11 protein-coding genes and 1 pseudogene are annotated in these 16,908 nt (G+C 72.6%); 3 read left to right on the top strand and 9 right to left on the bottom strand.

Features of this window, described 5'->3' with window-relative positions; all coding sequences use genetic code 11:
* Window positions 1-32 precede the first annotated feature (32 nt).
* From AACH11_RS11805 to AACH11_RS11775, 7 genes are all read right to left on the bottom strand, one after another.
* Complete coding sequence (locus AACH11_RS11805) at window positions 33-2,081, bottom strand: NHL repeat-containing protein (protein WP_341374431.1); 2,049 nt, start codon at window positions 2,079-2,081, stop codon at window positions 33-35.
* A 157-nt stretch (window positions 2,082-2,238) separates the two neighbouring features.
* Window positions 2,239-3,048: a 2-oxo-tetronate isomerase gene (otnI, locus tag AACH11_RS11800; RefSeq protein WP_341374430.1), complete on the bottom strand. Its 810-nt coding sequence runs from the start codon at window positions 3,046-3,048 to the stop codon at window positions 2,239-2,241.
* A 57-nt stretch (window positions 3,049-3,105) separates the two neighbouring features.
* On the bottom strand, window positions 3,106-3,801 hold the full coding sequence (locus AACH11_RS11795; protein ID WP_341374536.1) for a class II aldolase/adducin family protein: 696 nt from the start codon (window positions 3,799-3,801) through the stop codon (window positions 3,106-3,108).
* Between the two features lie 34 nt (window positions 3,802-3,835).
* Window positions 3,836-5,146 carry a 3-oxo-tetronate kinase gene (gene otnK, locus AACH11_RS11790; RefSeq protein WP_341374429.1) on the bottom strand — a complete coding sequence of 437 codons (1,311 nt, stop codon included), beginning with the start codon at window positions 5,144-5,146 and terminating at the stop codon, window positions 3,836-3,838.
* Between the two features lie 4 nt (window positions 5,147-5,150).
* Window positions 5,151-6,047 carry an L-threonate dehydrogenase gene (gene ltnD / locus AACH11_RS11785; protein WP_341374428.1) on the bottom strand — a complete coding sequence of 299 codons (897 nt, stop codon included), beginning with the start codon at window positions 6,045-6,047 and terminating at the stop codon, window positions 5,151-5,153.
* A gap of 61 nt (window positions 6,048-6,108) precedes the next feature.
* Window positions 6,109-7,470 carry a GntP family transporter gene (locus AACH11_RS11780; RefSeq protein WP_341374427.1) on the bottom strand — a complete coding sequence of 454 codons (1,362 nt, stop codon included), beginning with the start codon at window positions 7,468-7,470 and terminating at the stop codon, window positions 6,109-6,111.
* 180 nt (window positions 7,471-7,650) lie between these two features.
* Entirely contained in the window at window positions 7,651-8,421 is a 771-nt protein-coding gene (locus AACH11_RS11775) for a FadR/GntR family transcriptional regulator (protein ID WP_341374426.1), read from the bottom strand.
* A 198-nt stretch (window positions 8,422-8,619) separates the two neighbouring features.
* Here AACH11_RS11775 and AACH11_RS11770 point away from each other — a divergent pair, with 198 nt between their 5' ends.
* The 3 genes and pseudogenes from AACH11_RS11770 to AACH11_RS24810 form a co-directional block, all read left to right on the top strand.
* Window positions 8,620-11,484, top strand: coding sequence for a PAS domain S-box protein (locus tag AACH11_RS11770; protein WP_341374425.1), 2,865 nt, complete (start codon window positions 8,620-8,622; stop codon window positions 11,482-11,484).
* A gap of 130 nt (window positions 11,485-11,614) precedes the next feature.
* Entirely contained in the window at window positions 11,615-12,082 is a 468-nt protein-coding gene (locus tag AACH11_RS11765; RefSeq protein ID WP_341374424.1) for a helix-turn-helix domain-containing protein, read from the top strand.
* Window positions 12,079-12,234, top strand: a pseudogene (locus AACH11_RS24810) (PIN domain-containing protein); the annotation flags it as partial. The gene AACH11_RS11765 and the pseudogene AACH11_RS24810, both read left to right, overlap by 4 nt.
* Before the next feature lie 127 nt (window positions 12,235-12,361).
* Here AACH11_RS24810 and dsbD read toward each other — a convergent pair.
* Window positions 12,362-14,443 carry a protein-disulfide reductase DsbD gene (gene dsbD, locus AACH11_RS11755; RefSeq protein WP_341374422.1) on the bottom strand — a complete coding sequence of 694 codons (2,082 nt, stop codon included), beginning with the start codon at window positions 14,441-14,443 and terminating at the stop codon, window positions 12,362-12,364.
* Window positions 14,444-14,456: 13 nt separating this feature from the next.
* The gene (locus AACH11_RS11750) at window positions 14,457-16,862 is read right to left on the bottom strand and encodes a hypothetical protein (RefSeq protein ID WP_341374421.1); all 2,406 of its coding nucleotides are present in this window, start codon (window positions 16,860-16,862) and stop codon (window positions 14,457-14,459) included.
* Window positions 16,863-16,908: the final 46 nt, after the last annotated feature.

The following is a 16,908-nucleotide window of genomic DNA, read 5'->3' as shown; positions in this document are numbered from 1 at the left end:
GGGCAGGTTCTCGGGGGTCGCGCAACCCCAGCTCACACCTTCCTAGCATCCCCCAGCCTCCGGATGTCATGACACCCAAAGTAGTAATCCAGATCCGGATCCACCCCCCACGGCAGCTCCAGCCCCCACGGGTTGAACCCACCCGCCCCGAACCGCAGCCAGCCGCCCTCCTGCTGGAACAGCTCCCTCCCGCGCTTGTAGCGGCCGGTGTCGATCGGGGGGCCGGCCTCGTAGCGGGTCAGGCCCATGGCGCTGCCGGCGTAGTACATGCGGCCTTCGCCCACGGCCACGGCGGCTGAGTAGGTCTGGGGGTCGTTCCAGGGGGCCTGGCCGGCGTGCTTGGTCCACTTGCTGCCGTCGGGCAGCACGCCGTAGTGGGCGGCGCAGGACTGCTGGGCCCAGCTGCAGTAGAAGATCGTGCCGGCGGGGGCGAAGCTGTCGTCGCGGGCGATGTCGAAGTTGACGAACCAGGATTGGCGGTCCATCTCCACGCGCTGGATGAACTGCACTTCGCCGGTCTTCAGGTGCACGCGGTGGATGGCCTGGGCGGCGTAGCTGCCGTAGTACAGCCAGTCGCCCCACAGGCGCAGCATTTCGGGCGCCAGGCAGGGCTGGGCCTGGCGCTCGGCCAGGGTGGCGCCGTCGGGGTCCATCGCGCGGCGCCAGGATGACATGGTGGCGTTGCCGGGGCGCTTGGGGTCGCGCTCGACGATGACGCGGCTGATGCGCCGGGTGGCCGGGTCGATCTCGATGATGCGGTGGGCGGTGCGCTCGGAGACGATGACGCGGTCGTTCCACACCACCAGGCCGAAGGGGTCGTGCAGGCCGGTCATCCATTCGCTGACGACGGCCTGCGGGCCGTGCATGCGTGGGTGGAAGCGGTGGGCCAGGATGCGGCCGTGGCCGGAGTCGGCCACCAGGCCGATCGGGGGCAGGCGGTGGGGTTTGAGGTCGCCTTCGCTGGGGATGGGGGCGGCGGCCTCGTCGGTCTCCACCTGCAGCCAGGCGCTGCCCCAGGGGTCGTGGTAGCCGCGGCGCTCGGGCGGCACGGCGCTCCAGTCGCCGGCCAGGCGCAGGGTGCGGCCGTTGGCGCCGTCCTTCCAATGTGAGGGGGCGTCGTCGTGGATCCAGCCGGCCAGGGTCTGGATCGAGCCGTCGCGCATCAGCTTGCGCCAGGCGTGGGCCGTCATCAGATAGGCCTCGACGTCGCGCTCGGGGTCGCCGGGCCGGGTGGGCGTGGCGATGTGGATGTCCACGATCATGCCGGCGGTGGCCTTGCCGCGCGGGCCGTCCACATGGGGCACGGGGGGCGGGCCGCCGGCCATCACGTCGGAGAAGAAGTAGGCCTGCTTGCCGTGGGTGTTCCAGATCCCCTCACGGCTGAGGTTGGGCGTGACGATGTCCTGGCCCATGTCGGTGGGCACCACCAGCCGCCCGCAGACGAAGCGCGACACCGGCTCGAAGCGTTGCGGCCGCAGCGGGTGCAGCGTGGGCGTGTAGCGCGCGGGCATCATCGCCCAGCGGTGGATGGGCGCGCGGCTCCAGCCGAGGGCGTGCGAGCCCTGGATCACCGGCATGGTCTGCGGCGGCGGGGCGCCGGGCACGTGGTGGTAGCCGGCCCAGTGGATGAAGCTCTCGCCGTCCTGCGTGCCGTCGACGTCGATCGTCAGCCAGCCGGGGGGCAGGCCGGCCAGCGGGAAGCTCACCGGCAGATCGGTCTGGCCGGCGGCGAAGCGGGCCTCGGCCACGCGTCGGCCGCCGATCAGCAGGCCGTAGCTGCGGGCCGGCGTGTGGTCGGGCAGGGGCTGGGCGGCCTGCTTCAGGCACTTGCGGCGCAGGCGCACCTGGCCGGTGCTGCCGCGCCACACCAGCAGGCCCTGCCAGCGGTTGTAGAGGCCGTCGCCGTCGTACCACTCGGGCACGCACAGCACGCGGGCCAGGTCGGGGATCGTCCGCTCCTGCAGGGCGGGGGCGGGGCTGCCGATGGCCGGGGCGGTGGGCTCGGCCGCCGTGGGCCGGGTCGCCGCCAGGGCGGGGCTGCCGAGTGTCGTCAGCAGCAGGGCGCGGCGTTGTCTGTCCATGTCCACTTCTCCGGGCCGGCGCGCCAGGACACCCCGGCGTCGGGGTGCATTCTGGCGCGCCGGGCGGCGGCCCGTCGGGCGGAGAAGCGCACCGGCCCGTGCAGGACGCCCGGACGGGGTGGGTCGGTGGGAGAGTGGATGGCCTGGGCGCGGGCCGTCAGCCCTGGCGCTCGCGCCAGGCGCGCAGCCAGCCCAGGCCGTCGGACGTGCCGCCGGCCACGGCGCCGCGCCGCGGCTTGTACTCGCAGCCGACGAAGCCGTCCCAGCCCAGTTCGTCCAGCAGGGCGAACAGGGCGGGGTAGTTCAGCTCGCCGGTGTCGGGCTCGTGGCGCTGCGGCACGCCGGCGATCTGGATGTGGCCGACGCGGCCGGTGGGCAGGTACTGGCGCAGCTTCATCGACAGATCGCCCTCCATCACCTGCGCGTGGTACAGGTCGAACTGCACCTGCACGTTGGGCGCGCCGATCTCCTCGACCAGCGCGTGCGCCTGATCCTGGCGGTTGAGGAAGTAGCCGGGCATGTCGCGCAGGTTGATCGGCTCGATCTGGATCGCCACGCCGACGGCCGCCGCGCGCAGCGCCGCACGTTGCAGGTTGGCGACGTAGACCGGGCGCACGTCGTCGCGCGTGGCGCCGGCCGGCAGCAGGCCGGCCATCACGTGCAGGCGGCTGCAGCCCAGCGTCTGCGCATAGGCCAGGGCCTGGGTGATGCCGGCGTCGAACTCGGCCTCGCGGCCGGCCAGGCAGGCGATGCCGCGCTCGCCGGCATCCCAGTCGCCGGGGGGCGCGTTGAACAGGGCCTGGGTCAGGCCGTGGGCCTGCAGGCGCTGGGCGATCTCGGCGGCCGGGTGGGCGTAGGGGAACAGGTACTCGACGGCGTCGAAGCCATCGGCCGCGGCGGCGGCGAAGCGGTCGAGGAAGGGATGCTCGTTGTAGAGCATCGACAGGTTGGCGGCGAAGCGGGGCATGGCGGGGTCAGGCTCCGGAAATGAGGGGATGAACGGTGGGGCCGGCCGGGCCGGCGCTCACCAGGACGCGCCGAAGACGCGGCGCAGTTCGTCGATCTGGGGCTCGGCCAGCGGGCGGATGGCCGGCTGCAGCAGGTGCAGGCGGGCGGTCTCCTCCAGCTCCTCCAGCACGGCCAGGGCGGCGGCCGGCGTGTCGTGCCAGACGTTGGGGCCCAGGCGCGCCAGCATCACCGCCTGCAGCCGGCGGCCGGCGGCGGCGTGCTGCGCGATGGCCCGCACCACGGCCTCGGCCGCGGCCGGATCGCCCGGGCGGTGGTAGGCGATGTGGGGCACGCGGCCGACCTTCATCACGAAGTAGGGCGTGATCGGCGGCAGCAGCTCGGCGCCCTCGGCCAGCCCCTCGTTCGCGGCGCCAGCCGCGTCATCGGCGCGCAGCGAGCAGGCCACCAGGTGCGTGCTGTGGGTGTGGATCACGCAGCCGGCGGCGCGCCCGGCGGCGGCCGTGGCCGCGTAGATGCGCCGGTGCAGCGTGATGGTCTTGCTGGCGCGGTCGCCGTCGATCTGCTCGCCGGCGGCGTCCAGCCGGGCCAGGCGCTGGGGCTGCAGCGTGCCCAGGCAGGCATCGGTGGGCGTGATCAGGAAGCCGTCGGCCAGGCGCACGCTGATGTTGCCGGCGGTGGCGTGCACGTAGCCGCGCTCGAACAGGCTGCGGCCGACGCGGCAGATCTCGTCGCGCGCGGCGGCCTCGTCCAGCGGGGGCGGGCAGGTCGGGGTGGTCATCGCGGGGTCAGGCCTGCAGCTGGCCGAAGGCCTTGGTGAAGAAATCGGTGGTGCCGAAGTTGCCGGACTTCAGCGTGATGTGCACGCCGTCGGCCGCCTGCAGCGCGGCATCGACCGGCGCGTGGCACCAGGGTACACCGGGGTCGATCTGGCCGCCGATGCGCAGCTGGGTGACGCCGAGGGCCTGCACGCAGGCGCCCGAGGTCTCGCCTCCGGCCACCACCAGCTGGCGCACGCCCAGGCCCACCAGGCCGCGTGCGATGCGTGACAGCGCGTGCTCGACCAGCGCCCCGGCCGCCTCCACGCCCAGCTTCGCCTGCACCGCGCGCACGGTGGCCGGCTCGGCGGTGGCATAGACCAGCACCGGGCCCGTGGCCAGCTGCGGCGCGGCCCAGTCCAGCACCTCGGCCACGGTGCGGTCGACGGCGCGGGCATCGGCCGCCAGACGCAGCGGATCGAGCGCCAGCGCCGGCCGGCCGCTGGCGATGAAGTGCGCCACCTGGCCGTTGGTCGCCACCGAGCAGCTGCCCGAGACGATGGCCTGCAGCCCGCGGGCCGGCGGCAGCGCCGCGGCCTGGGCCGACGGCGCGATGCCGGCGTTGGCCGGCAGGGCGATGGCCACGCCCGAGCCGGCGGTCAGCAGCTTCAGCCCGGCCAGTGCCGGGCCCATGCGCATCAGGTCGTCGTTGGAGACGGCGTCGACGATGGCGATGCCCACGCCCTCGGCCTGCAGTGCGGCGATGCGTGCGCGCACCGCGTCCGCCCCGGTGGCCACCGTGCGGTGGTCGATCAGGCCGACGCGGCGGCGCGTCTGCGCCTGCAGCACGCGCACCAGGTTGGCATCGCGCATCGGCGTCAGCGGGTGGTCGCGCATGCCGCTCTCGTTGAGGAGCACGTCACCCACGAACAGATAGCCCTTGAACACCGTGCGCCCGTTGTCCGGGAAGGCCGGCGTGGCGATGGTGAAGGGCGCGTCCAGCGCGTCCATCAGCGCCTCGGTCACCGGGCCGATGTTGCCGTGGGCGGTCGAGTCGAAGGTCGAGCAGTACTTGAAGTAGATCTGCCGTGCGCCCCGGGCCTGCAGCCAGCGCAGGGCGTCCAGCGATTGCGCCACCGCCTCGTCCGCCGGGATGGTGCGCGACTTGAGGGCCACGACGATGGCGTCGGCCTCGCCCTCGGGCGGGGTGTCGGGCACGCCGATGGTCTGCACCACGCGCAGGCCGGCGCGCACCAGGTTGTTGGCCAGATCGGTGGCGCCGGTGAAGTCGTCGGCGATGCAGCCCAGCAGCAGCGGGCGGGAGGCGTTGGCGGTGCTCATCGTTTCAGGCCTTGGGCTGCGGCAGGGTGATGCCGGGGAAGATCTTGATCACGGCGCTGTCGTCCTCGCGGCCGTGGCCGGCGGTCGAGGCCTGCATGAACATCTGGTGCGCGGTGGCGGCCAGCGGCAGCGGGAATTTCGTCGCCCGCGCGGTGTCCAGCACCAGGCCCAGATCCTTGACGAAGATGTCGACCGCCGACAGCGGCGTGTAGTCGGCCGCCAGCACGTGGGCCATGCGGTTCTCGAACATCCAGCTGTTGCCGGCGCTGTGGGTGATCACCTCGTACAGCGCGTCGGCGTCCACGCCCTCGCGCAGGCCGAGGGCCATCGCTTCGGCGGCCACGGCGATGTGCACGCCGGCCAGCAGCTGGTTGATGATCTTGACCTTGCTGCCGGCGCCGGCCTTGTCGCCCAGGCGGTAGACCTTGCCGGCCATCGCGTCGAGCACCGCGCCGGCGGCGGCATAGGCGGCCGGCGTGGCCGAGCTCATCACCGTCATCTGGCCGTTGGCGGCCTTGGCCGCGCCGCCGGAGATCGGGGCGTCGATGTAGTGGACGCCCTGGGCGTTCAGTTTGGCCTCCAGCGCGATCGACCAGTTCGGGTCGACGGTCGAGCACATGATGAAGGTGCTGCCGGCGGTCATCCCGGCGGCGGCGCCGTGCTCGCCGAACAGCACCGCCTCGGTCTGCTGCGCGTTGACGACGACCGAGACGACGACCGGCGCGGCCTGGGCCACCTCGGCCGGCGTGGCCCAGGCGGTGCCGCCCTCGGCGGCGAAGGCCTGCGCGGCCTCGGGGCGCACGTCGCAGACGTGGACGTGGTAGCCGCGCGAACGCAGGGTGCGGGCGATGCCGGCGCCCATGGCGCCCAGGCCGATCAGGCCGACAGTGAGGTTGCTCATCAGGTGGAAGGTCCGGTGGACGAGGGTCGGTGGCAGGGGAAGCGCTCGGATGCGGGGCCGCTCAGCCGATGACGGCCCACAGCAGCGCGGTCAGGCCGAAGCCGGCCAGGCCCAGCAGCGTGGTCAGCACGGTCCAGCTGCGCAGGCCGTCGGCCACGCTCAGGCCGAGGTAGCGGGTGACGATCCAGAAGCCCGAATCGTTGACGTGCGACAGGCCCAGGCCGCCGAAGCCGATGGCCACGGCCAGCAGCGCGACCTGCACCGGCGTGTAGGCGCCGCCCTGCACCGCACCGACCAGCAGGCCGGCGGTGGTGAGGATGGCCACGGTGGCCGAGCCCTGCGCGGCGCGCAGCGCCAGCGAGATCACGAAGCCGGCCAGCAGCAGCGGCAGCCCGGCGGCGGTGATGGCGCCCGACAGCGCGGCACCGATGCCCGAGACCGTCAGCACCTTGGCGAACACGCCGCCGGCACCGGTCACCAGGATCACGGTCGAGGCCGGCGGCAGGGCCGACTCCATCACGTCATTGGTCTGCTGGCGGCTCCAGCCCTGCTGGCGCGCGATCAGCACGAAGGCCAGGCCGATGGCCACCATCAGCGCGAACACCGGCGCGCCGATGAACGACAGCGCGTTGCGCAGCGCATCGCCCTTGGGCAGCAGCGTGGCGCCGGTGGTGCCGGCCATGATCAGCAGCAGCGGCACGACGATCAGCGTCAGCACGGCGCCCATGCCCGGGGCGCGGCCACGGCCGGCGGCGTCGGCACCGGCGTCGAAGGCGGCGTAGCTCTCGGCGGTGGCCGGCAGCATCGCGTAGCGGCGGCGGTTCAGCCAGCCGCCCAACAGCTGGGCCAGCGGCGCCAGCGCCACGCAGCAGCCCAGGCCGATGACGGTGATCCAGCCGATGTCGGCCTGCAGCACGGCCGCGCCACCGACGATGCCCGGATGCGGCGGCACCACCACGTGGGTGGCCAGCATGATGCCGGCCACCGGCAGGCCGAACTTCACCGGATCGACGCCCGCGGCCTTGCAGAAGCCGTAGACGATGGGCACCAGGATGATGAAGCCGACGTCGAAGAACACCGGGATCGACAGCACCAGTGCGGCGGCCGTCAGCGCCGCGGGCACGCGCTTCGGGCCCAGCAGCTGGGTGAAGCGCCGCGCCAGGCTGCCGGCGCCGCCCGAGACCTCGATGGTGCGGCCCAGCATGGCGCCGAGCGCCACCAGGATGGCCACCGAGCCCAGCGTGCCGCCCATGCCCTGGATCAGCGTGGGCACGATGTCGGCGACCGGCATGCCGGTGGCGAGCGCGACCAGGATGCTGACCAGCATCATGGCGATGAAGGCGTGGACCTGGAAACGGATGATCAGCAACAGCAGCAGGCCGATGCCGGCGAGCGCGATGCCCAGCAGGGCGGGGGTGGACATGATGGAAACGGACTCCGGGAACGGCGGGGCGGCGCACGGAAGCCTTCGCGCACCGCTTTGAATGACTGGCTATATGGTCATCATACAAATTTGCCGTGGAGTTTCATCAGGGTTACTCCTTAGATGGCGCGGCGGTCGGCGCGATCCCGCGCGGTCTTGCGCAGGATCAGGGGTCGGGCGTCAGACCGGGCCGGCGCTGATCAGCGGGCGCGCCAGCCGGCCGCCGTCGTGCTGCCAGAACATGGGGTCGGCCTGCTCGATGCGGCGGGCGGCGCCGCGCATGTGCTCGGCCGCGGCGGCGCGGGCGGCGGCCGGATCACCGGCCTCGATGGCGCCGACCAGGCGCTCGTGCTCGCGCAGCACATCGGCGGCGAAGGGCGCGTGGCGGGCCTCGTTGGCCCGCGTCACCCGGGTGGCGCCCTGCAGGAACTGCGACAGGTAATCCAGCGTGCGGATCAGGAAGGGGTTGCCGGCGGCCTGGGCGATGGCGCGGTGGAAGCGCACGTCCTCGTCCACGCCGTCGCGGCCGGCCTGCACCGCGGCATCGATCGCGTGCAGCGCGTCGCGGATGGTGGCCATGTCCGCGTCACTTCGGCGTTGGGCGGCCAGCTCGGCCACCTCGGCCTCCAGCGCGCGGCGCACCTCGACGATCTGCAGCACGGCCTCCTTCGAGGCCACGGTGACCGGATCGAAGGTCAGCGGCTCCAGCCCCGGGCGGCGCACGTACATGCCGCTGCCCTGGCGCGAATCGACCAGCCCCTGTGACTTCAGCCGCGAGACCGCCTCGCGCACGACGGTGCGGCTGACGCCGAACTGCTGCACCAGCACGGCCTCGGTCGGCAGCCGCTCGCCCTCGCCCAGCCGGCCGGCGCGGATCTCGGCCTCGAGCGCGCTGGCGACCTGATCGGCCAGCCGCAGACCGGGCTGGATGGCGCTGAAGGTGACGGACATGGGACGGTGAGGCGGATGGCGGGGAACGGCGACAGACAGCGGCGATGGTACGTCCCGGGGCGGCGGACGCAGGGGCGTCCCTGGTGAGGACCCCGAAGCCCGGTGCCAGGCGCCGGTGCTAGCCTCCGCACGCGCCGTGCATCCGCCCGGGGTGACCGTCGTGGTTCGCTGTCGTTTGCTGTCGTTTGCTGTCGTCCGATGAATCCCTGGCAGACCGATGTCCTGGCCGGCGCCGCGCCCGCGGCCGCCCTGGGTCCGCTGCACCGCAGTTCGCCGCTGTGGATCGCGGCCCTGGCCGCCGCGCTGCTGCCCGGCCTGTGGTGGGCTCCGGCCTGGATGTGGGTGCCGCTGCACCTGCACCAGCTGCCGGTGCACACGGTGCTGGAGCTGATGGCGGTGATCATCACCGCATTGGTGGCCGTGCTGGCCTGGGGCGGTCGGCAGCTGCCGGACAACCGCTCGGCGGTGCTGCTGGGCGATGCCTTTCTCGTCGCGGCGGTCATGGATCTGCTGCACCTGCTGACCTACGCCGGGCCGCTGGTGGCCGTCGGCGTGCAGGGGGACGAGCAGGTGCTCGGCTACTGGCTGGTCGGCCGCATCGCGGCGGCCGTGGGCCTGGTGGCGGTGGCCTGGTCGCCGCCGGGGCGCCTGGACGGCCGCCGCAGCCTGGGGATCACCTTGGGCCTGCTGCTGACGGCCGGCCTGTGGGGCTGGCCGGCGCCGGCATCGGTGCCCCCGGTGCCCGAAGCCCTGCCGGGGCTGGCGCTGCTGCGCAGCGTCTGCGGCGCCGTGCTGGTGGTCGTCAGCCTGGTCGCCGCCCTGCGCCTGCTGCGTGGCCAGGACGGCACCGCCCGCTGGCTGGCCGGCGCCGCCTTCGTGCAGGCGCTGTCCGAGCTGCACCTGTCGCTGGCCACCGACATCAGCGCCCATGCCCACCTGATGGGCCACCTCTACAAGGTCGTCAGCGTGGCCATGGTCGGCCGGGCGGTCTACATCGGGGCCGTCTGCCGCCCGCTGCAGGCGCTGCTGGCCGAACGGGCCCGGCTGCAGCAACTCCTCACCCGGCTGCACCACACCGAGCGCGCGCTCGACCGCAGCGAGACCGTCTTCACCGCGATGGCCCAGCAGGCCACCGACGCCATCGTGCTGGTCGATCCGCAGGACGGCCGCTTCATCGAGTTCAACGAGGCCGCCCCGCGCCTGTGCGGCGTGGACGCGGCCACCTTCAGCCACATGTGCGTGGCCGACATCGATGCCGAGCACACGCCGGACGTGATCCTGCAGCGCATGGCCGACATGGTGCGCCACGGCCTGACCCGCAGCTTCGAATCACGCCACCGGCGCCCGGGCGGCCGGCTGCACGACGTGCTGGTGCGCGTGCGGCCGGTGCACATCGACGGCCGTCCGCTGGTCGCGGCGATGTGGACCGACATCACCGACCGCAAGCGCGCCGAGGCCGCGCTGCGCGAGAGCGAGCTGCACTTCCGCGATCTGGCCGATGCCGGGCCCGCGCTGATCTGGACCAGCGACGCGCACGGCCGCCTGCTCTACGTCAACCAGCCCTGGCAGCGCTACACCGGGCGCGCGGTGGAGACCGGGCTGGGCGACTGGTCCGGCCTGCTGCACCCTGAGGATCGCGTGCAGGCGCTGGCCGTGCTCGGCCACGGGCTGGACACGCAGCGGCCGTTCCAGCTCGCGTTCCGGCTGCAGCGTGCCGATGGCGTCTACCGCTGGCTGCACACCCATGTCGCGCCCCGGCGGGACCACCAGGGCCGCTTCATCGGCTGCATCGGCTTCGCCCACGATGCCACCGAATCCCGTGCCCAGCAGCAGGAACTGGCCCGTTATCGGCAGCGCCTGGAGCAGCTGGTCGACGAGCGCACCGCCCAGCTGGCCGAAGCCAAGGTGGCCGCCGAGCAGGCGGCCGAGACCAAGGGCCGCTTCCTGGCCAACATGAGCCACGAGATCCGCACGCCGCTGAACGCCATCATCGGCATGGCCCACCTGATGCGGCGCAGCGGTGTCACCCGCCAGCAGGCGCTGCGGCTGGACCGCATCGACGCCGCGGGCGCGCATCTGCTGTCGACGCTCAACGCGATCCTGGACCTGACCAAGATCGAGGCCGGCAGCCTGGTGCTCGATGCCCATGCCGTCGAGACCGACGTCCTGGTCGGCGAGGTGGTGGCCATGCTGGGCGATGGCGCCCGCGCCCGCGGCCTCGCCCTGGAAGCCGACGTGAGGGGCGTGCCGCCGCTGCTGTGGGGCGACGCCACCCAGCTGCGCCAGGCCCTCGTCAACTACGTGGCCAACGCGGTGAAGTTCACCGAGCGCGGCGGCATCCGTCTGCGGGTGCGCGTGGTGCACGAGGACGCGGCCGGCGTGCGCCTGCGCTTCGAGGTGCACGACGACGGCCCCGGCATCCCGCCCGAGGTGCAGGCGCGGCTGTTCGCGCCCTTCGCCCAGGGCGATGCCTCGACCACCCGGCGCTATGGCGGCAGCGGCCTGGGCCTGGCGCTGACCCGCCGGCTGGCCGAGCTGATGGGCGGCCAGGCCGGCGTCGACAGCCGGCCCGGCGAAGGCAGCACCTTCTGGTTCACCGCGCTGCTGCAGCACCCACCGGCCGAGGCCCGCGCCGTGCGCCCACAGCCCGGCACCGCCGAGCGCAGCCTGCGCCATGACCATGCCGGCGCCCGCGTGCTGCTGGCCGAGGACGAACCCGTCAACCGCGAGCTGACGGCCGAACTGCTGCGCGAGGTCGGGCTGACGGTGGAGCTGGCCGAGGACGGCGCCATCGCCGTCGAACGCGTGCGCGAACGCCGCTACGACCTGGTGCTGATGGACATGCAGATGCCGCGCCTGGACGGCCCGGACGCCACGCGCGCCCTGCGCCAGCTGCCGCAGGCCCGCGGCCTGCCGGTGGTGGCGCTGACGGCCAACGCCTTCGCCCAGGACCGTGCGCGCTGCCTGGAGGCCGGCATGGACGACTTCATCGCCAAGCCGGTCGACCCCGATCAGCTGTTCGCGACGGTGGCGCTGTGGTTGAAGGCGCGGGCGGGGGCGTGAGGGGAGGGCGCATCCGACTTCGATGCCTGCCGTCCCCATGAACCGATCCGATGTCGTTTTGCTTGTTGCGTTTTTCGTTTGTTTCGAATAACGTGCGGCTCTCAGTACCCGTCGAGCGGAGCCATCCACCGTGATCCAGTCCACCACGTTCGAAGCCTCCCTCCCGGTTGCGAGGGAAGTCGCAGCGGCCACGCAAGGCCAGCGCGCGCTGGCGGCTTTCCTGTCCACGCAGCTCGAGACCCAACGGATCCAGATCTTCGACGACAAGAACGAGGCTCACGCCGTCGAGCTGCCGACATCCGCGCTGCGCCTGTTGGTCGACATCCTGTCGGAGCTGGCTGAAGGCAACGCCGTCAAGGTCGTGCCGATCCATGCGGAGCTGACCAGCCAGGAGGCCGCTGACATGCTCAACGTGTCGCGGCCGCATCTGGTCAAGCTGCTCGAGTCGGGTGCGCTGCCGTTCCACAAGGCCGGCAAGCACCGTCGGGTCCGGTTCTCCGACTTGATGGCCTACAAAGCGGCCCAGGAGCAACGCAGTGCTGCAGCGATGGAGGAGCTGGCAGCGCAGGCTCAGGCGCTGCAGATGGGCTACGAGTGAAGAGCTCGCCGTTCACGGCCGTCTTCGACGCCTGCGTGCTGTATCCCGCCCCGTTGCGGGACTTCCTGATGTGGTTGGCCTTGTCGGGGCGGTTCCGCGCACGCTGGACCGACCTCATCCATGACGAGTGGGTGAGAAACCTGCTGAAGAATCCCTCTGTCGATGCGGACCGCTACCTGGAGGTCCTGCTGAAGCAGGGTCTGATCCGTACGGTCAGGAACTTGACTGGCTTCCGGACCGTTCTGTAGTGCCCGCCCGGTCCAGGCGGGCGAGCCCGGGTCATTGCCGGGTCTGGCCTGACCCGGCGTCCAGCGACGGGCTTCTGGGCATGCCCTCGGATGTCAGGCTGGCCACGGTGGTGCCCAAGGCGGCATCCAGCGCCGCGGCAAAAGGCGCGGCTTTCTGGAAGCCGACCACGCGGCCCAGCTCCTGGCCGCTGCCGGGCTGCAGCAGCAGGATGCCGGGCGGGCCGAACAGGCCGTGGCGCTTGAGCAGCGCCTTGTCATCGTCGTTGTTGGCCGTGACATCGACCTGCAGCAGCAGCAGCGCGTCCATGCGCTGGCGCACGCCGGGATCGCTGAAGGTCAGGTGCTCCATCTCCTTGCAGGACACGCACCAGTCGGCGTAGTAGTCCAGCAGCACGGGGCGGTCGGCCGCGGCCACGCGCTGCTGCAGCTCGGCCAGCGTGCGCACGCGCTCGAAGCGCGGGCCGGTGCTGGCGGTGGCCGCGGAGGCGCCGCCGTTGCCGCTGCCGGCACCCGCGCCGCCGCGCAGCGTGGCCAGCGGCTGCAGCGGATCCTGGCCGCCGGCCAGCAGACCGATGAACTGGGCGGCTCCGGCCAGCGTCAGCGCCACGCCCAGCGCCTTGCCGCAGCGGCGCAGGCCGCCGCTGCCGGCCGGCAGCGGATCGAGCGCGTGCAGCGCCACGCCGCTGCCCAGCAGCAGGGCACCCCAGCCGGCCATCAGCGCCCAGTCCGGCAGCACCGACTGCAGCAACCACATCGCCACGCCCAGCAGCATCACGCCGAAGACCTGCTTGACGCCGTCCATCCAGGCGCCGGCACGCGGCAGCAGGCTGCCGGCGGCCAGGCCCAGCAGCAGCAGCGGTGCGCCCATGCCCATGGCCATCATGAACAGCGCGGCGCCCCCCAGCACCGCATCCCCGGTCTGGGCGATGTAGAGCAGTGCGCCGGCCAGCGGTGCGGCCACGCAGGGGCCGACGATCAAGGCCGACAGCGCACCCATCAAGGCCACGCTGCCCAACGAACCACCTTGGCGGTTGGCCGCATCGCCCAGGCGGCTCTGCAGCGCCGCCGGCAGCTGCAGGTCATAGAAGCCGAACATCGACAGCGACAGCGCGACGAACACCAGCGCGAAGCTGCCCAGCACCCACGGGTTCTGCAGGGCCGCCGACAGCAGGCTGCCGGACAGGCCGGCGGCCACGCCGGCTGCGGTATAGGTGATCGCCATGCCGAGCACATAGGCCAGCGACAGCGTGAAGCCCCGTCGGCGGGTGATGCCCGGCCCGCCGCCGACGATGATGCCCGACAGGATGGGGATCATCGGGAACACGCAGGGCGTGAAGGCCAGCAGCAGGCCGAAGCCCAGGAAGCTGGCCAGCACCAGCGGCACGCTGCCGCCACTGAGCAGGCGCGCGACACGGCCGGACTCGTCGGTCGGGGCCGGTGCGGTGGTGGTCGCGGCCGTGGTCGCCGTGGTCGCGGTCGCCGCGGTGGCCGTGCTGGTGCGGCCGGTGGCGGCGGCCGTGCCGGGGCTGGCCGGGGCGCCGGTGTCGCGCGGGGCCGCCACCGGCGTGGCACCGCCATGGCCGGCCGGACCGGCATCCCGGAAGTCCGCCGTGGCCGCCTGGATGGGCAGGTCCAGCGGGGTGGCGTAGGTCATCGGCGGATAGCACAGCCCCAGGTCGGCGCAGCCCTGGGCCGTCACGCGCAGGACGGCATCGGCCGTGCGGGCCATGCCCTCCCAGCGCACGCGGACCCGCATGCGCTCGCGGTAGACGGCGACGCGGCCGAAGTTGGGATCGTCCTTCTGCAGCGCGGGCTCGAAGCGGGGCGCCTGCAGCGTCACGCCCTCGGGCGCGTGGAACTTGAGCTTGGCCTGGTAGAGGTAGTAGCCAGGGGCCACGTCCCACTGCAGCTCCAGCTCACGCTCGCCGATGCGGCGGGTGCTGGGGCGGAAGGCCTGGTCGGCCTCCAGCAGATCGTCGGCGGAGGCGGGTGCCGCGGTGCGGGCACCGGCCGTGCCGCCTGCGGCCTGGGCCGGCAGCGCGGCCGCGCCGATCAGCAGCGCCGCCAGCGTGGCCTGCAGCAGGGACGGAAGGAAGGTCCGGGTCGGGATCATGTCCAGGCGTGCCTCAGTCGGTGAAGCCGGCGCTGCGCAGCTTGCCGAAGATGTATTCGAGCGCGGCCATGCCCTGCTCCATCGCCGGCACGGTGAAGTAACGCTCGGTGTAGGTGTACCCGGAGCCGTAGTACTGGCCGCTCACGATGTGGCCATCGACCACCATCAGCGCCAGCTTGCGGTAGTTGGGCGCGGTGTGGGTGGCGGGTGCGGCCGAGAAGGTGTTGCCGTCGAGCGTGGCACCACCGAACTGGCCGGCCGGCAGGACCGGCGCCGTCGGCGAGGTACTGCCATCGGAGGCCAGGCCGCTCTTGACGCGCGGATCACCGCTGTCACGGAAGGGCCACCACACCAGCACCAGGTTCGGGTTCTCGTCGCTGATCTTCCAGCGGATGGTCTCGGTGGTCTCGGTGTAGCTGGTGGCCGTCCAGGCGCCGTAGGGGCTGGTCAGCGTGCCGCTGCCGGAGGTGGCGTTGCCTTCACGCACCAGTTTGAGCGTCAGCTGCTGCGGCAGGCCGGCCTGCTCGGCCGTGCCGGCCGTGCGGGCGGTGGTCACGCCGCTGGTGGTGAAGCTGGTGGTGCCGTAGTACTTGCTCCAGCTGTTGATGGCCACGCCGTCGGTGCGGAACAGATCGGCCACGGTGTGGCCGCCGGCGGTGTCCAGCGCCCAGTTGCAGTGGCTGGCGCCCAGCGTGGTGACGCTGGCCAGTCGACGGTCGGACGGGATGGCATCGACCGCGTTCGGGCTCGGGTTGACGCAGGTGCTGCGGGCCGGGGCGGACAGCAGCGAGCCGCGCAGGGTCGCGTCATAGAAGTTGGCGCCGGGCAGGGCCGTGTTCTGGTAGGTCAGGCCCAGATCGCCCTTGACCAGGTCGTAGTACTCGGCCAGGTAGTAGTCGAAGCAGGTGGCATACCAGGTGCTGGCCGTGGTGCCGGTGCCCAGGCCGGTGGTCGAGCTGGTGTTGTTGGCCGAGGCGGTGTTGACCACGCCGGACGCCGTCCGCTGGTAGATGCGGTTGCAGGCCGAGGGGGCGGCGCTGACGGTGGCGGTGGCCGGCGCGGTGCCGTTGTAGAAGACGCTGTAGCTGCCCTGCTCGTCCACCCACTCGTTGATGAAGAAGTTGGTGCCCGGGCTGTCGGCGATGTCGAAGCCGAAGCGGGCCGAGCCGTGGGGGCTGGTGAAGGTCACGCGGTTGCCGTCGATGGCGGTGATGGTGCGCGCCTTCAGATGGTCGGTGCTGCCTTGCAGCACGGCCGTGCCACTGGCGTTGAGCGTGATCGACGGCGTCTCCTCGACCACCAGCGTGGTCCACACGCCGGCGGCCCAGCGCGCGAGCCTGTAGACGATGCTGCCGTTGTCCAGCTCGGTGCCGCGGCGGTCCAGGTAGCTCAGCACGTGGCTGCCGGTCTGGCGCACGAAGCCGGCGGTCTCGGTCAGGCCCTCGCGCAGGCGCAGCGCGGCCGGGCTGTGCGGCCGGAAGTAGTGGTAGTCCTGGGCGATGTAGTACTCCGCCGAGCTGGTGCTGGTGCTGGCGAAGCTGGCGATCCGGGTCGCATCGGCCGCGATGCCGGCGGCGGCGGTGGTCGGTGCGGTGTAGGTGTTGTACCAGGAGGCGTGCAGCGCCGTGGTCATCAGCATGCTCAACGGCGCGCCGGCGGTGGCCGCCCGGGTGTCCAGCACGCCGTGCATGGCCCTCAGTCGGGCGGGCAGGCCGTCACGCGGGGCGGCCACGTAGTCGAAGTCGACCGGCACCTTCAGCGCGCCGGTCTCGGTGTCGACGTTGGTCTCGTGGACGATGCGGGTGAACACCGCGATCTGGTTGGACAGCCGGTTGCGGCCGGCCGCGCGGATGCGGGCGTAGTAGACGGTGGTCAGCGGCGAGATGTTGATGCTGACGGCGCTCGGGTTGTCCTCGTACTCCAGCAGCGAGGACAGCGTCCAGCCCTGCTGCACCGTCAGCGGCGCGTCGGTGCTGGCGGCGCTGTCGGTGCTGGCCGGGCGCACCACGGCCAGCAGGCTGGCGCCGCGCTGGCCGGTGGGCACGCTCAGGCTGTAGCGGCCGTCGGCGGCGCTGGTGGTCGAGGGCTCGCTGCTGCCGCAGGCGCCGTCGTCATCGGTGTCCAGGCAGACCTGGGTGGCGCCCAGATAGCCGACGTTGAGCACGCGGCCGCTGACCTGCAGCGTGCCGGCGGTGGTGGTGGCGGTGCTGGTGCCGGCGGCGGTGCCGTTGACCAGGCTGCTGCCGCTGCCGGTCGAGACGGCGGCCGGCTCGCTGCCGCCGCCACCGCAGGCGCTCAGCAGCAGGGCACTCAGGCTGAGCGTCATGCCGACGGTCAGGCCGCGGGTGCGCGTCGGGGTCCGCGCGGGCTGGGACGCCGAGGCCACGGCCCGGCGGGGGAAGGGAAGGGGGTGGTGCATGGTCGGATCGGGTGCGTGTGCAGGTGGGCGACGGACGGCGGGCGGC

Source organism: Pseudaquabacterium rugosum (genome assembly GCF_038066575.1).
Taxonomy (GTDB): domain Bacteria; phylum Pseudomonadota; class Gammaproteobacteria; order Burkholderiales; family Burkholderiaceae_C; genus Pseudaquabacterium; species Pseudaquabacterium rugosum.
The sequence above is the reverse complement of the archived record's forward strand: the minus strand, read 5'-3'. Positions and strand labels throughout refer to the sequence as shown.

Coding starts and splice junctions, on each gene's coding strand:
- AACH11_RS11805 (WP_341374431.1), bottom strand. CDS start 2,081: ATGGACAGACAACGCCGCGCCCTGCTGCTGACGACACTCGGCAGCCCC.
- otnI (WP_341374430.1), bottom strand. CDS start 3,048: ATGCCCCGCTTCGCCGCCAACCTGTCGATGCTCTACAACGAGCATCCC.
- otnK (WP_341374429.1), bottom strand. CDS start 5,146: ATGAGCACCGCCAACGCCTCCCGCCCGCTGCTGCTGGGCTGCATCGCC.
- ltnD (WP_341374428.1), bottom strand. CDS start 6,047: ATGAGCAACCTCACTGTCGGCCTGATCGGCCTGGGCGCCATGGGCGCC.
- AACH11_RS11780 (WP_341374427.1), bottom strand. CDS start 7,470: ATGTCCACCCCCGCCCTGCTGGGCATCGCGCTCGCCGGCATCGGCCTG.
- AACH11_RS11775 (WP_341374426.1), bottom strand. CDS start 8,421: ATGTCCGTCACCTTCAGCGCCATCCAGCCCGGTCTGCGGCTGGCCGAT.
- AACH11_RS11770 (WP_341374425.1), top strand. CDS start 8,620: ATGAATCCCTGGCAGACCGATGTCCTGGCCGGCGCCGCGCCCGCGGCC.
- dsbD (WP_341374422.1), bottom strand. CDS start 14,443: ATGATCCCGACCCGGACCTTCCTTCCGTCCCTGCTGCAGGCCACGCTG.
- AACH11_RS11750 (WP_341374421.1), bottom strand. CDS start 16,862: ATGCACCACCCCCTTCCCTTCCCCCGCCGGGCCGTGGCCTCGGCGTCC.